General features: G+C 45.0%; 15 protein-coding genes. 8 read left to right on the top strand and 7 right to left on the bottom strand.

Annotated elements, in window-relative coordinates; translation table 11 throughout:
* Positions 1 to 82 precede the first annotated feature (82 nt).
* The 4 genes from lptM to xerA all read left to right on the top strand — a co-directional run bounded on the left by lptM (position 83) and on the right by xerA (position 3,879).
* Positions 83 to 385 carry an LPS translocon maturation chaperone LptM gene (lptM, locus tag RT143_RS06270; RefSeq protein ID WP_313091903.1) on the top strand — a complete coding sequence of 101 codons (303 nt, stop codon included), beginning with the start codon at positions 83 to 85 and terminating at the stop codon, positions 383 to 385.
* On the top strand, positions 375 to 1,682 hold the full coding sequence (gene lysA, locus RT143_RS06265) for a diaminopimelate decarboxylase (RefSeq protein WP_313091901.1): 1,308 nt from the start codon (positions 375 to 377) through the stop codon (positions 1,680 to 1,682). Before lptM ends, lysA begins: the two co-directional genes overlap by 11 nt.
* Positions 1,683 to 1,887: 205 nt before the next feature.
* Positions 1,888 to 2,820: a diaminopimelate epimerase gene (gene dapF / locus RT143_RS06260; RefSeq protein WP_313091899.1), complete on the top strand. Its 933-nt coding sequence runs from the start codon at positions 1,888 to 1,890 to the stop codon at positions 2,818 to 2,820.
* 24 nt (positions 2,821 to 2,844) lie between these two features.
* Complete coding sequence (gene xerA / locus RT143_RS06255; protein WP_313091897.1) at positions 2,845 to 3,879, top strand: site-specific tyrosine recombinase/integron integrase; 1,035 nt, start codon at positions 2,845 to 2,847, stop codon at positions 3,877 to 3,879.
* A 105-nt stretch (positions 3,880 to 3,984) separates the two neighbouring features.
* Here xerA and RT143_RS06250 read toward each other — a convergent pair whose 3' ends face one another.
* Both RT143_RS06250 and RT143_RS06245 read right to left on the bottom strand, forming a co-directional pair.
* The gene (locus RT143_RS06250) at positions 3,985 to 4,443 is read right to left on the bottom strand and encodes a cyclic nucleotide-binding domain-containing protein (protein WP_219299023.1); all 459 of its coding nucleotides are present in this window, start codon (positions 4,441 to 4,443) and stop codon (positions 3,985 to 3,987) included.
* 17 nt (positions 4,444 to 4,460) lie between these two features.
* On the bottom strand, positions 4,461 to 5,498 hold the full coding sequence (locus tag RT143_RS06245) for a nitrilase-related carbon-nitrogen hydrolase (protein WP_313091895.1): 1,038 nt from the start codon (positions 5,496 to 5,498) through the stop codon (positions 4,461 to 4,463).
* Positions 5,499 to 5,705: 207 nt separating this feature from the next.
* Between RT143_RS06245 and RT143_RS06240 the strand changes: the two genes are divergently transcribed.
* Together RT143_RS06240 and RT143_RS06235 are read left to right on the top strand one after the other, a co-directional pair.
* Complete coding sequence (locus tag RT143_RS06240) at positions 5,706 to 7,487, top strand: RNA polymerase factor sigma-54 (protein WP_313091893.1); 1,782 nt, start codon at positions 5,706 to 5,708, stop codon at positions 7,485 to 7,487.
* A 353-nt stretch (positions 7,488 to 7,840) separates the two neighbouring features.
* Positions 7,841 to 9,079, top strand: coding sequence for a cation:proton antiporter (locus RT143_RS06235; protein ID WP_313091892.1), 1,239 nt, complete (start codon positions 7,841 to 7,843; stop codon positions 9,077 to 9,079).
* A 56-nt stretch (positions 9,080 to 9,135) separates the two neighbouring features.
* Here the strand turns inward: RT143_RS06235 and thiS are convergent, their stop codons facing one another.
* The 4 genes from thiS to RT143_RS06215 form a co-directional block, all read right to left on the bottom strand.
* Positions 9,136 to 9,336 carry a sulfur carrier protein ThiS gene (thiS, locus tag RT143_RS06230; protein WP_313091890.1) on the bottom strand — a complete coding sequence of 67 codons (201 nt, stop codon included), beginning with the start codon at positions 9,334 to 9,336 and terminating at the stop codon, positions 9,136 to 9,138.
* 47 nt (positions 9,337 to 9,383) lie between these two features.
* Positions 9,384 to 9,752 carry a DUF423 domain-containing protein gene (locus tag RT143_RS06225; protein WP_159676581.1) on the bottom strand — a complete coding sequence of 123 codons (369 nt, stop codon included), beginning with the start codon at positions 9,750 to 9,752 and terminating at the stop codon, positions 9,384 to 9,386.
* 5 nt (positions 9,753 to 9,757) lie between these two features.
* The gene (gene rpoH, locus RT143_RS06220) at positions 9,758 to 10,939 is read right to left on the bottom strand and encodes an RNA polymerase sigma factor RpoH (RefSeq protein ID WP_313091888.1); all 1,182 of its coding nucleotides are present in this window, start codon (positions 10,937 to 10,939) and stop codon (positions 9,758 to 9,760) included.
* 74 nt (positions 10,940 to 11,013) lie between these two features.
* A complete protein-coding gene (locus RT143_RS06215; protein ID WP_313091886.1) occupies positions 11,014 to 11,376 on the bottom strand; it encodes a sulfurtransferase TusA family protein in 363 nt (120 codons plus the stop codon).
* A gap of 286 nt (positions 11,377 to 11,662) precedes the next feature.
* On the opposite strand from RT143_RS06215, the gene RT143_RS06210 reads away from it, so the two are divergent.
* Positions 11,663 to 13,267 (top strand): M48 family metalloprotease, encoded by a 1,605-nt coding sequence (locus RT143_RS06210; RefSeq protein WP_313091884.1) that lies wholly within the window; start codon positions 11,663 to 11,665, stop codon positions 13,265 to 13,267.
* A 3-nt stretch (positions 13,268 to 13,270) separates the two neighbouring features.
* Here RT143_RS06210 and yihA read toward each other — a convergent pair whose 3' ends face one another.
* Positions 13,271 to 13,972, bottom strand: a complete 702-nt coding sequence (gene yihA / locus RT143_RS06205; protein WP_313091881.1) for a ribosome biogenesis GTP-binding protein YihA/YsxC — start codon at positions 13,970 to 13,972, stop codon at positions 13,271 to 13,273.
* 489 nt (positions 13,973 to 14,461) lie between these two features.
* Here yihA and RT143_RS06200 point away from each other — a divergent pair, with 489 nt between their 5' ends.
* Positions 14,462 to 15,130 carry a c-type cytochrome gene (locus tag RT143_RS06200; protein WP_313091879.1) on the top strand — a complete coding sequence of 223 codons (669 nt, stop codon included), beginning with the start codon at positions 14,462 to 14,464 and terminating at the stop codon, positions 15,128 to 15,130.
* The last annotated feature ends 211 nt before the right edge of the window (positions 15,131 to 15,341 follow it).

The raw sequence follows: 15,341 nt of genomic DNA, 5'->3' as shown, positions 1-15,341 counted from the left end.
TATAAAACGCAAAAACAGCTACAATAACCCCATCGCAAATTCTATTTTTTCAGTTATTTTATTCTTAGACTTAAGGGCATTCATGCAAATTTCAAAACTATCCGCAACAATCGCCGTGCTGACGGTCATGTTGGCAACCAATGTGCTGACAGGATGTGGGCAAAAAGGGGCATTGTACCTACCCAGCAACAATAGCCAACAAGTAGTCGATGCTGCCGCCAAACCGACTAGCACCACTGCCAATGCCTCTGATACCAAAGTCGATATCAACACCCAAGATCCCAACGTCATGATTGATAATAATGCAGCCCCAGCAGCGCACTCAGCGCCTCAATCAGCGACTACGCCATCAGTGCCATCGGTTGGAGGTAAAAATGATTACTGATGATGCAGCTGCAAGTTTAGCGATCAACCCGACCGAACACGTCAAATCAATCAACTGTCTGAGTTATGATGGCAATGCCCTAACGATAGATGGCGTCAGTCTTGCGGATATTGCAAAGACCTTCGGCACACCGACCTATGTGTATAGTCAGCAGGCGATTTTGGCAGCTTATAAAGCTTATGATGATAGTTTTGCTGAAATTGAGCATCAGATTTGTTATGCGGTAAAAGCCAATAGTAACCTTGCGGTATTAAATGAACTTGCTAAAGCAGGGGCAGGGTTTGATATTGTCACAGGGGGCGAGCTTGCGCGGGTTTTGGCTGCGGGCGGCGACCCCAAAAAAATCGTATTTTCAGGACTTGGCAAATCCGCCGAAGATATCCGCAGTGCCCTTGAAGTAGGGATTGCTTGCTTTAATGTCGAATCAGAAGCTGAGCTGTACCGCATCAATGCAGTGGCAGGCAAACTACAGCAGCAAGCGCCAATTTCGCTACGCGTCAACCCCAATGTCGACGCGCAAACCCATCCGTATATCTCCACAGGGCTCAAAGAAAATAAATTCGGCATTACCCATGAAGACGCACCGCGTATCTACCAAATTGCCCATGACCTACCGCACCTAAAAGTCGTCGGTATTGATTGCCATATTGGCTCGCAGTTGACCCAAGTTCAGCCTTTTATGGATGCATTGGATAAGGTCATTGAGATGATTCACGCACTTGCCAAGCAAGGTATTGCGCTTGAGCATATTGATTTGGGCGGTGGCTTGGGTGTACAGTATATTGACGAAGACGTTGCAAGTATTCAACAATTTGCGCAGTTACTCTTACCAAAACTGAAAACTTTAGGCTTAACACTGTATCTAGAGCCGGGCCGTAGTATCGTTGCCAATGCAGGTGTATTATTGACCCGCGTGGATATTTTAAAACCTACCGAACACAAAAATTTTGCCATTGTCGATGCGGCGATGAATGATTTAATTCGTCCGGCACTTTATCAGTCAGAGATGGCGGTCATCCCCACACAGTTGAACTCACCGGTTGAACCCAAAGTTTGGGATATGGTCGGGGCGATTTGTGAGACGGGCGATTTTTTGGCAAAAAACCGTGTGTTAGCATTGGCTGACAATGATATTCTAGCCATCACAGGCGCAGGGGCGTATGGGTTTGTGATGTCGAGCAATTATAATAGCCGCCCACGTGCTTGTGAAATTTTAGTCAAAGAGGGTCACGCCCATGTCATTCGCGAGCGTGAAACGGTTGAGAGTCTTTGGCAAAATGAAAAATTAATAGATTAAATCTAAACTGTAAGGTTTGCTGGCAACGCTAAGCCTTATTTATTCCTCTGAGTCCAAAACCTTAGCCACTGAAACCAAAACCTTAGTAACCGAGCCCAAATTTGCTTGACTTGCTAAGGTTTTTTTGTTCCCCAATTACCTTATAAAAAATCAGCTATCATGATAAGATAGCGTGCATAAATCAAAATAATTTTAAGGAATAACAATGTTAATTGAATTTACCAAAATGCATGGACTGGGGAATGACTTTATGGTCATTGACCTGGTCACACAGCGGCTTCACTTGACCAAAGAGTTAGTAGCGTTGTTAGGGGATAGACACTTAGGCATTGGCTTTGACCAGTTGCTGATTGTTGAGCCGCCAAGCCGCCCTGATGTCGATTTTCGCTATCGTATTTTTAACAAAGATGGCAGTGAAGTGCAGCAATGCGGCAATGGCGCTAGATGTTTTGCCCGCTTTGTGCAGGCGCGTAAATTGTCATTTAAACAACGTATTCGGGTAGAAACCGCCAGCGGTATTATCACCCTTAGCACCGATGATTATGGCTGGGTAAAAGTGGATATGGGCAAACCAAAATTCGAGCCCGATGAGATTCCTTTTACCCCCAAAACCATTACTAAAGTTCAAAACTCATATCGGCTAAATGTGGATGGTACGCCTGTGACACTCTATGTGGCGAATATGGGCAATCCCCATGCCGTCATCAAAGTGGATGATGTATTGACCGCCGACGTGGAAAAACTCGGTAAAGCGATTGAGAGCCACCCTGCATTTCCTGAGCGCGTCAATGTTGGGTTTATGCAGGTGATGAATAATCGCCATATCAGGCTACGCGTCTATGAGCGCGGCGTGGGCGAAACGCAAGCTTGTGGCACGGGTGCGTGTGCTGCCGTTGCGTCAGGGGTGCGTGAAGGCTGGCTAGATGAAGGCGTGGATATTCGAGCCCAGTTGTATGGCGGCAGTTTGGTGATTCGTTGGCAAGAAGGCTATCCTGTGTATATGACCGGTCCTGCGACCTTTGTGTACGAAGGGGTGTTTAGTCCTGAGGGTTTGATGGCAGGTGCTGGGCTGAAATTTACGCCAGCACAATCAAGTGAGGAACATCGCTCAGACGAGGGACATCCTTACCATGAATAGCACCCAACCTCGTTAACCGACACTATGCCAACTAGCCGTAGCCTAAGTCAAGGCAAAAATAGTCAAGGGAAAAAGGGCAACCGTGTAGGCAAATCAGCAATCGATGATTTGCCCACGCACTTAACGCCGCATGCGGCAGAAGCTGTGCTCAACACCGATGACCAAGCTTTGGTAGATCGCTGGCTTGCTGAGCTAAGCAGTAAGCGTTATAGCGCAGCGACCATCAAAAGTTACCGCCAAGCGCTACAGCCTTTTTTGGCGTATTGCTATGAGCAACATACCGAGCTTTGTCACATCACCCGTCAGCAATTATCAGACTTCCTAATTCAACGATTGGATGTTGATAAAATATCCAAATCCAGTAGTCAATATGAACTAACCGTGTTGCGTCAACTTTACAAATGGTTGATTGCTCAGCAGCTGATGACACTAAATCCCACCACAACCATACGTCTTAAACGCGCCCCGAGACCCTTGCCCACGTTACTTGATATCGATGTATTATCACAGTTATTAGACCAAGCTGCGCCAGAAGATAGCCATGAAGCGCGGCTATGGATTCGCGATAAAGCCATGCTAGAATTGCTGTATGGCAGTGGTTTACGGGTCGGCGAGCTAGTAGGACTTAATATGTCTGATATCGACAAATCACAGCGGCTGTTGCGAGTACTGGGTAAAGGTGGAAAAACGCGCATCGTACCGATTGGCGAAAAAGCCTGGCAGGCACTCATCAACTATTTGCCGCATCGCTCGCTGTGGGTGGAAGAGCAAGACCCTGCGGTATTTGTCAGTGAGCGTTATGGGACGCGTATCTCAACACGCACCGTGCAGCTGCGTATCAAGCTACAGGCCAAACGTGCCGGTATCGCACAAGATTTATACCCACATCTACTTAGACACTGTTTTGCGTCACATATTTTAAGTGATAGTGGTGATTTGCGTGGCGTTCAAGAACTGCTAGGACACAGTGATATCAGTACCACACAGATTTATACCCATTTGGATTTTGGGCATTTATCGCAAGTGTATGACAAAGCGCATCCACGCTCACGGCGATAGCTCACGACAATAACAGGCAGGTTAAACAGCAACTTAAGCCTGAAAAAAATATTAAACCTAGCCACCTTAAGCTTAGCGACCTTAACCACATTAACCTTAACCATATTAAACATTAACCGCGTGCGTCAAATGCTCAGAAGTACGGCGAAGATTAAGACTCAAGATAATCGCTAATCCACGCAGCATCTCAACACCAATACGAGGATAATCTGATAAAATTCGCTCAAAGTCGGCTCGTGACAAGGTGACAAGCGCACAAAGGCTAGCGGCTTTAATGGTGGCGGAGCGAGATAGCAAATCTAACAGCGCCATTTCACCGGTACTTTCGCCCGCCCGAATCTCCCCGACTTTAATTTCTGCCCCTGAAGGGCTGTATTTAATGACTGATAGCTCACCAATCAGCAAAAACGCCATAAAATCGCCATGCTCGCCTTCCGTAAATAATACTTCTTGCGGACTCAACTGTCTAAAATGCAATGAGTTCTCAACCACTTGAAACATATAAGGATCAAGACGGCTAAAAATTGGGCTATTCTTTAAATATTCAAAAAGTGGATTATCCATTTTTCGCTTAAGGGTCGTTAGGTATTATTTGCTATGATAGTCAATTTTTGACATTCGAGCAACGCAATATTCTGCCGAGTTATTTGCTGCGCATCCGCATCAAAGTCGGCAAAAATCACGCTCGGCGCTTGCTGTGATGGGGTTGTTTTATTAGTATTTTGGTCAGCATTTTTGTCAAGCTGTTGGCGACCACCTGACTTAGGCAGCCAGCTGGCTGCTTTGGCGGATAAAGGTAAATTAGCTAAATTGTTAGTGATATCAAAATCTCGGGTTGCTGCATCGTTTGCTGCGTCGGTTGCTGCATTGATTTTTTGTGTCAAAACGCTCTCACCATCGCTGCTGATAAATTCGCTATGCCCCCAAGTGCTGCGTACTTTGCCAGGCGCTGAGGGATTGACCACATGATCACCCGTCTGACCTGCACCAATGACCATGCACTGACTATCGAGCGCTCTTGCGGTGAGTAGCGCATGCCAATGTGCTTTCCCTGTTTGGTAGGTAAACGCCGAAGGCGCGGTCAATATATCTGCGCCTAGTTCGCGTAGTTTGACCGCAAGGGTGGGGAAACGAATATCAAAACATACCATCATGCCAATTTTGCCAAACTCGGTATCCGCCACAATCAGCTCATTACCGGCTTCGAAGGTTCTACCTTCATCATAGTTGCCTGTGCTATCATTGACAGTGGCTTTGAACAAATGAATTTTGTCATAGCGCGCTAAGCAATCGCCTGCACGATCAAATAATAGTGAGCTTTGCCGAAGTTTGCCGTCAGCCACAGGCGTACCGTCAGGTCGATACGGGCAGGGTAAGGTACCTGCCAGCAGATACACACCATAGTGACTGGCAGCCTGTGCCGACCAAGCTTTCAAGGCGTCAAAATATTGACTGGCAAAACCCTGTTTGCCAAAACAAAAAGCGTTTTCTGGCAAAATCACCATGCGGGTGCCGCGTTCACTGGCAATTTTAATACCTAATTCAATAGATTGAAGATTTGTTAAGATATCGGTCTGGCTATTGAGTTCAACAATCGCAAATTTTGTCAGTTTTGTCATGGTGTGATTTCGTAAGCAAAAAATTTAGGAAAATTTGTGGAGGCTGCAGCTAAGTAAAGCTAAGCTAAGTGCAAATAATTAATATACGGCTGAATGTCAAAAAATACTAGCATATCTTGTTGAAACAATACTAAACTAGCAACCTAGCAGAGCATGGACACAGCATCTAAACTAACCTCATTAGAGTAAGGCTTAAAAAAACGCGTTATGAAAATTGGTATTGGGGCAAAGCTAACGACGGGGATGACACTCACCCCACAAATGCAGCAGGCAATTCGCTTGCTGCAATTATCGAGTCTTGAGCTTGAACAAGAAGTGCAGCTTAAACTCGATAGCAACCCCCTGCTTGAGCGTGAAGAAGAGTGGGAGACGTCTTATGACGACGCCGATAACCTATCCGATGGCGAAAACTATCCAGAACACGATACAGATAACGACTATGACTATGACCATGATGACTATCAAGTAGAAGGTGTTGAGTTGTCTGAAGTTGATTTGGATGACTATACCCGTCATGAAACTGAGGTGTTGGAAGATTATCTAGCGTCGGATGATTTTTATCCTGCTTCTGCTAGCCAAGATTATCCCGAGCACAGTGAACCCTCGGCAGTGCATGAGTATGCAAGTGATAGTTACAGCGACAGTTATGATGACAAACATAGGGATAGTTATGCAGACAGCGATTATCGCTATGATGAAGAATATGGCTTAGACGGCATTGATAGTAGCGAGCATCTTACCAGCCAGCAGATCGACATGCCGGTGGATGCGCAGTGGGATGATATCTATAGCTATGAATCTTCGGCAGCCACTGGCATTGATAGCGAAGACAGTCAGGATGATTATAAGCTTGCTACGCAAGGAAATATTCAAGATTATGTGCGTTGGCAACTGAATTTAAGACGGCTCTCCACCATCGATATGCTGATGGCGGAGTATCTGATTGATAGCATGGACGAGCGCGGTTTTATCACGCTATCGAATGATGAGCTATTTCAAAGTTTTGATACCATGTTGTCATTTTATCAAATTGAAAACGTGGACTTGGCGCTTGAAGACATTGAACTTGTGGTTAAGCAAATACAAAACTGCGAGCCACTGGGCGTTGGTGCGCGAAATTTGGCAGAATGCTTGCTGATTCAGCTCAATAAATTGCCGAGTGATACTCCCTCTTGGCAAGCAGCCAAGCAAATCTTGATGCATTCAGAATTTTTTGCCAACAATAACATCAATGCCCTGCTTAAATCATCCAATCTCGACGTCTCTGAGATTCAGCCTGCGCTTGCCTTATTGCGCACATTAAACCCCAATCCTGCACTGTCTTATGAAAAATCACAACGCCAGCTAGATAATGGCATTGAAAGCTACGACATTCCTGATGTCATTGTCGTGCAGCGTGGACAGCATTGGGAAGTCAGCTTAAACCCAGAGACTTTGCCAAAACTGCGTATTAACCAAGTGTATGCCAAACTTGTCAGTCGCAATGACAACAGTGAACAAGGCGTTTATCTAAAAGAGCAGCTGTATGATGCGCGGCTGTTTATCCGTAGTATCGAAGAGCGTAATCAAAATCTACTAAAAGTTGCAACCTGTATCGTCAAACGTCAGCAGGCTTTTTTTGAGCAAGGCGTTATTGCAATGCAGCCGATGGTACTTAAAGATGTGGCAGATGAAGTCGGCTTACATGAGTCAACCGTTTCTCGTATCACTACCAGCAAAACCATTCTTACCCCCAAAGGGCTATTTAGCCTGAAGTATTTCTTTTCCAGTCAAGTCAGTAGTGATGAAGGGGAAGGCGTTTCTTCAACCGCTATCAGCGCGATGATCAAGCAAATGATTGAGGCAGAAGACCCCAAAAAACCGCTATCTGATAGTAGTATTATGAAGCACCTGCAAGATAAAGGCATTGATATTGCCCGTCGTACCGTGACCAAATACCGAGAAGGTATGAACATCGGTTCTTCTACGCAGCGTAAAGTGCGGTTTTGACCGCAATGTTGGGCTTAGATAGTCAGTCAAAATCTTTTCTAGCTGAATTCTCAAATTTAACTAAGCCGTCAAATATAACTAAATTTTCAAATATAACTCAACTTTCAAATTTAACTCAACTCTCGAACTGTTAACAAATCTCTTGGTATTTTGCTAAACAGTAATGGTTGATGGCATGCCCACCTTTTTGCATAATGGATTCATAAGGGATAAACCTTTTACGCAGTAACGAGGCTTAGCAATAATTGCTCAATAGCAACTATTTTTACTCCCAGTTATTTGAAGTGATGTAAACTAAAATGATATAAACCAAGTTGCGAAGCTTTTTTAGCAACTTATCTTGGTACACGGGTATGCTTGAACACTATAATTTGATTTTACTTTTTTTAGGGTTGGCGTTTTTAATCGGGGCATTCTTTCCTGTGCTACCGCGCAAGCTTTCGATATCCTTGCCTATGATACAAATTACCTTTGGCGCACTGCTAGGGTATTTTTTTATGGGGCTGCCTAGAATTAATCCGCTTAATTATGGCGTTCCTATCGAGAAAGTTACAGAAGTGGTGGTGCTGATTTCGTTGGTCGGTTGTGGTATCAAACTCGATAGTCCGCTCAATTGGAAAACTTGGCAACCGACCTTAAGGTTGTTGGTGATTGTGATGCCAGTGGGTATCGCCGCGATGGCATTGATGGGGCATTACATTTTTGGACTCAGTATGGCGGCGGCTATTTTGCTCGGTGCGGTGCTAGCACCAACCGACCCTGTGCTAGCGGCAAGCATCCAAGTCGGTCCACCCAATTCCGAACGACAAGAAGATGTGACTCGATTTACCCTCACCTCAGAGGCGGGTCTCAATGATGGGCTGGCATTTCCGTTCGTGTATTTAGCGATAGCGATTGCTACCGCTGCGTCTCTCAATCAGGGTTTTGGTGCAGAAGATTGGCTGCATTGGTTGGGCTATGATGTGTTATGGCGAATCATTGCAGGGGTGGCGGCGGGTTACTGTGTCGGTAAGTTTTTGGCAAACTGGCTATTTACCAAGGCATATCCCGATAAAGTCGAGCAAAGTTATATGGTATTAGCCTTGATGTTACTGGCTTATAGCATTACAGAGTTCGTGCATGGTTATGGTTTTATTGCGGTATTTGTCGCCGCGTTAACCCTTCGGCGTTCAGAATGTGAACATGAATATCATCAAGGCTTGCATGATTTTGCTGAGCAAATTGAAGGTTTGCTGATGTCGCTCGTGATGGTATTTTTGGGACTATTGGTGGGTCAAGCGTTGGCGAGTGATGTTACCCTTAGCTGGCAAGTGTATGTGGTATGTTTGGCGTTTATATTTTTGATACGTCCCATCGTGGGTTATTTTAGTCTAGGTAAACTGGGGATGAGTCGCAATGAACGCTGGGTAACGGCAGGACTGGGCATTCGCGGGATTGGTACATTGTATTATATCGCCTATGCGATGAATAAAGGCGTATTTACCAGTGATGAAGCGCTAAAAATTTGGGTGATTTGTGTGGTAATGATTGCAATGTCGGTGTTTTTACACGGGCTAACCGCCAATCGTTTATTAGCCATGACCAAAAATTAGTCCAACGCAAAAACAAAAATGCGGGTGAGTTACCCGCTTTTTTTACGCTGATATGATTAGCCACCGCCCACCGCTTGCACCACTTCAATGTTCATATCATCTTGCAAGGTGACATTTGCCAATTGGCTTTTTGGAATCAACTCACCGTTGATTTCAACAGCAAAACGACCTTGGGTTTGCCCCATTTCATCCAATAGTTGTAAGAGATTTTGATGTAACGTTTGTTTGACGTCACCATTTAAAGTCACTTGTGGCATTATTACATTTCCTGTTTTGTTACGCTTTCTGTCATGGTTAAATAGGGTTAAACTGATGAAGTGTGCTTAGCAACACTGATCGCAAGCCAAATCCATGCAATAATAAACAGCGTGCCGCCAATCGGGGTAATGGCGCCTAACCAGCGCGGCATACCCAAAGCCATCAAATATAGTGAACCTGTAAAAAGCACAATACCCAGTTGCATCACCCACGCGATAGTAGGGGATGTGAGGTTTATACGCAATAACATACCAACAATCAACAATCCAAGCGCATGATAAAAAAAGTATTGTGTACCCGTCTGCCACCAAGCCATCTGCTCGGCTGATAAACGCGGTTTAAGCCCATGTGCGGCGAACGCCCCACAGGCGACCGCCACTGCCATATTTATCGCGCCAATACTTAGCCAATTCATGACAGTTAATCCAACTGCAAATGGGTATTGGCTAGCATGGCTTCTTTGATTTTATCCATGGCATTTTTTTCAATTTGACGTACCCTTTCTGCGGAGATATTGTACTCTGCCGCCAACTCGTGCAAGGTCGCTTTTTGCTCATTGAGCCAGCGCTGCTGTACGATATCCCGCGAGCGATCGTCTAAGTCTTCCATCGCTTCCATCAAGGCTGAATTGTTATTTTCTTCCCAATCAGCATCTTCTACCATATCGGCAGGGTCAGCCGCATCTTCTAAAAAGTACTGCGGTGCATAGCGACCTTCGTCTTCATCATCACTTTGTGCTTCAAACGATGCATCATACGAAGTCAGACGGCTTTCCATCTCTAGCACTTGTTTGACGGTAACATTTAAGTCTTTGGCAATCGCTTCAGCTTCTTCCAGCGTTAACTGATTGTTGGTTTTTTTCAGTGAGCGCAAGTTAAAAAACAGCTTGCGGTGCGCTTTGGTGGTCGCCACTTTGACGATACGCCAGTTGCGAATCACAAACTCATGGATTTCAGCTTTGATCCAATGCACGGCAAAAGACACCAAACGCACGCCTTTGTTTGGGTCAAAACGTTTCACCGCTTTCATCAAGCCGACATTGCCTTCTTGAATCAAGTCGCCTTGTGGCAAGCCATAGCCAGAGTAACTGCGCGCAATGTGAATCACAAATCGCAGATGCGACATAACCAGTAGCCGGGCTGCTTCTACATCCCCTTCGTCGGTATAGCGATGCGCAAGCTCCTGCTCTTGCTCTGCCGTCAAAATAGGAATTTGATGAACCGCGTTGATATAGGCGCCTAAATTCACCCCAGGGGCAGATAACGCAGTCGGCATGGTAGGAACAAGCGCATTGGTCATGGCTTTCTTTTGACGGGGTCGCGAAGCAGTTTTTCGTGGTTTTTCAGCAAACTCATCATCATAGTCGTCATCAGCCTCGTCCACCAACTCATCATAGTCATCATAACTATCAGGGAGCTGTGCAAGGTCAATATCATCGTCGCCTAAGCTATCAAAGTCTGGCTCGTCAAATTCATCGCGTTCGTCATCGTCGATGTCATCAAAGGCAGTGTGTGGATCGTCACCCAGCTTAGCGTCAAGCTTGGTCGATTTTTTTGCGTTGGCAGTCTTTTTTATTGTCGTTGTTTTGGTCTTTGTAGCCATGAAATAGCCTGTCAATTGTCCTTTAATTTCTGTTATTTAGTATGCCTTAAAGCCAGCTTTTTTGTAAGAGGCGTTTAGCAACTTTTGGTTATGATCGAGTGAAAGATTGTGTCTGTTGTATTTTCAGACGGTGTGATTGATGTGTGCTGTACGAGTGTATATCCGGCATGCTGACAAAAAGCTGCGATGTCACGCTTGCTGTTAGGATCGGTTGCAGTCACATACACCGCATGACCCAACCCGGTCTTTTTTAGTGCCATTTTAAGTTTAAGCAGCGGCATCGGGCAGGCGAGTCCTTTACCATTTACATAATGCTCAATTTGAGCATTGATGTTGAGGTCGTTATGTTCGCCTGAGCGAAACAACCCCCAATCTTGGCAAAAAGCGTCATCTGAGAGTAAGGCAGGATTTAGCGTAATCTGAGAAGAATCCGTCATGGTAATAAAGTCGCTACTCGAAAATTCAAAGTGTGTTAGATGGTTATTATAGGCTAAATTACAAGTGTAGACGATTGAGATAAATCAAAGTTAGGATTATATTTTTGAAAATCTAACCTTTATCCTGCACTCAGTAGTCGGTAGATTGTAGCAAGATATCATTACAAAATTTGGCTTTTTAAACCTGCTGAAATTTGTATATTGAGCAGTATTATTTAGCATTTACCTTTTTTAAATATCATTTTTTAAACATCATTCTAAGCTAATTCGCTGTCAAAGGTCGCGCATGCCCATCAATCCACTTGCTAGTTATTTATGTAGAAAAACGCCTGTAGTGGCTGTATTAAGTACTCTATCAACGGGCGTGCTTGCTGTCGATAACTTTTCCTATCAAAGTGTGCCCGCTTTTAATTCAGTCATGATTGCAAGTGCTGAGCCTACCAGGGTGAATAGCCAATTAGCCTCTATGGACAATGGGCAAGCGCTCATCGATACCGAGCAAAATCGCCAAGTCGGTGAGTGGGCACTTCGACAAATCAACGGCAATGCAGCGCTGATAAAAGACCCTTGGTTGCAGCAATCGCTTGAACAAATTGTGTGGCAAATCAATGCGGTGGCAGGTCTCAACGCACCCATGGGGCTGGTGATTATCAATGACAAGCAAATCAATGCCTTTGCAGTACCGTCTGGACTTATCGGCATCAATGTCGGTTTGTTGGATAAAGCTAAAAGTCTGGATGAAATAGTGAGCGTCGTCGCGCATGAAATTGCCCATGTCAGCCAGCGCCATTATCAACATCGCAATGATGAAAAAACCAAACAGCTACTGATGCAGGCAGGCGGTCTTTTGGCGGGCGTCGCAGCATCTAAAGTCGGAGATGGTGATGCCGCCGCTGCTGTCATGCTAGGCTCTCAGGCGATGTCAGCCAACGCTGCTGCCTCCTATAGCCGTGGGCAAGAGCGAGAAGCTGACCGTATTGGGATGCAAATCATGAACCAAGCGGGCTATGATGTCAATGCCATGCCCAGTTTCTTTGCCACTCTAGACCAACAAAACCCTGTCAAAAGTAACACCTTGATTCCCAGTTTTATTTTAAGCCATCCGCTCACCGCAGATAGAATCAGCGAAGCAAGGGCGCGAGTCGCCACTTACAAGCGTGATAGTCAGGCTAATATGGCATCAAACCGTTATCAACCTATTCAACAGCAGCGTGCGCAACTGTTTGAACAAATCCAGTGGCGTGCTCGCTACTATGGCTATCTAGTCAACAAAGCCGATTTGGAACAAGGGGCAAAAACCAGTGAAGGTGCTAAGCTTGCGCTGATTAATTATTATCTTGATAACGGACAACCCGAAGCGGCACAAAGCTTAATGCAGGATTTTGACAAGGACATCAACACGCTCGCCAATCCGCTGGCAGTCATGACATTTAGTCAGTTAGCGGCGCAGCAAGGCAATGTCGATGTGGCAATCGCTAAATTGCAGCAACTCGCCTCTGTGTATCCTGAGCGCACAGATGTGCCACGCTATCTAAGTGACATTTATTTAAAATATCGACCTACTGCAGAAAGTGGTCAAAAAGTATTAGCGCTGCTTCAACCCTTATCCAAGCAAAATCCCCGTGACGTCATGGTGTGGGATCGATTGCAACAAGCCAGTCAACTACTCGCAAAACATCGTAGCGGTGATGAGCAACTGATTCATCGCATCAATACATTACGCTATCGCGCGTATGGCGAGTTATGGCGCAATGAACTAAAAGACGCGGTGACATCACTGACCCAAGCCAAATCATTAGCAAAGCAGCTACCTAGTAACCAATCTTTGCTAGCACTGCTGAATCAGCAAATCAACCAAGTGCAAGACGCCAATCAGTTTAAACCATCTTAACCATTAGACGGCTAACGTAGGTTCATTATCCGTTGGCTCATTCTGCTCGGGCAGCGCCAACCAATTGCCAAGTTTCAGTGACAGTTCTTCGATCCCAATTCTATCTTGGGCGGAAAATAATTGAATACTAAACGGCAATTTTAATTTATTAAGCTGATTGCGGGTTTGCTGTAGTGTGTTTTTGGCAGCACCATATTTGAGCTTATCGGCTTTGGTTAATAGCACATGAACCTCAAGCTCACCGTCCTTTGCCCAGTGTAGCATTTGCTCATCAAAGAATTTTAGTGGATGGCGAATGTCTGTGAGCAGCACTAAACCGGCGAGACTTTTACGCGAAATTAGGTATTTTTCAAGCTCTGACTGCCATTCTTTTTTCATCGCCTCGGGCACGGCGGCATAGCCATACCCTGGCAAATCCACCAACCGCTGATCCAAATTGCCCATATTAAAAAAGTTAATCATTTGGGTGCGACCTGGGGTTTTGGAGGAACGGGCTAACTGGCGCTGCTGGGTCAATGCATTAATGCAAGAGGACTTACCAGCATTTGAGCGGCCAGCAAAAGCAACTTCGCGACCCGTATCGGCAGGACACAGTTTAAAGGTAGGGGCAGACAGCATAAATTGGGTTTGATGCAACCAGCGTTTTGCTGCATCACTATCGTCAGTAATCGCAGTTGGCGCAAGGGTGTTAGTAGAATCCATCATCAGCACATAATCTTAATGTTAAAGCGCTATTGTATCAGCAAATACCCATAACCCAAAATTTTGAGCACTTGCTCCCGCTGTTTTGTGAGATATTTTTTGTAGTGAAACCCGCTTGGCAACCTGCAAATGACTTTTACATGATTATCGAGTTATGGCATAATAATCAGCCATATCAATTATTCGATTATGGTTTTAATCATCACCATCACTGTAATCGACAAAACCCTCGTTGTCTCAGAGTCATTAAGCTAACTTAAATGTCGTATTAGCCATATGATTAGTGTTCATTAGTAGGGTAGCCTACAAATTTTGCAGACAAGCGCATGGTTGTCTTGCTATAATATTGTAACTTAGTAGATACATTCACCAGTGTTAAAGCAATAAATATGTATGATGATAACTGGGTGTTGCTTTGATATTGTAAGTAATGCCTTTGTCGCTAGCTCATTGTGAGTCATAACCAACACGCTTTAGTAGGAATTGTTACCGATGAAAAAAATACTCACTGCCGCAAGCCTTTTAATTGCCAGCGTAAGCGGTTCTGCAGCTGTTACCGTACCAAAATATGACATTGCCAAAGGTAAGGTTATTGCTGAATCAGTTTGTGGTGCTTGTCATGGCGTCAATGGTGTTAGTACTGTTCCTGCACAGCCTAACCTTGGCGGACAAAACGTTAAGTATCTCTATAAACAGCTAACCGAATTCAAATCAGGCGCGCGTGTCAATCCTATTATGTCAGCGCAAGTGGCAAAATTAAATGACCAAGACCTGGCGAATGTGGCAGGTTATTATGCAAGCCAACCACGTTGGGGGGTAGGTTATGCCAATCCTGCTTACGCTCCCGTGGCACAAAAATTGTATTATGGTGGTAATAGCACACGCGGTGTGATTCCCTGTGCAGGCTGTCACGGTGGTAAAGCCAATGGTAACGATTTAGCCGCTTTCCCACGTATTGGGGGTCAGCATTCAGCTTATATCGCGACCCAATTAAAACTATTCCGTGCGGCAGGTCGTGAAGACGAGGTGACCGACCCCTCACAAACGCGTATGAATGATGCCGCTAAAAAAGGCGATAAAGGCATGATGCAAATCGTGGCATCAAAGTTATCAGATAACGATATCAAAGTATTGTCTGACTATATCAGCGGTCTACACTAGTATTGAGCGATATATCATTTAGCCAAGCTTAGCGCTTGGCTTTTTTATTGCCTAAAACCAACCAAACCAATAGTAAATTTTATTGGCAAATTAACCTGTTAATAAAAGCTTAGACATAAAAAAAGAGCCACCGAAGTGACTCTTTTGTATGCTTATTAACGATTAGTCGTTAACTTTAGCAACAACACCCGCACCTACAGTACGGCCACCT

The sequence above is a fragment of the Moraxella sp. CTOTU48268 genome (genome assembly GCF_032069585.1).
GTDB lineage: Bacteria > Pseudomonadota > Gammaproteobacteria > Pseudomonadales > Moraxellaceae > Faucicola > Faucicola cinerea.
The sequence above is the reverse complement of the archived record's forward strand: the minus strand, read 5'-3'. Positions and strand labels throughout refer to the sequence as shown.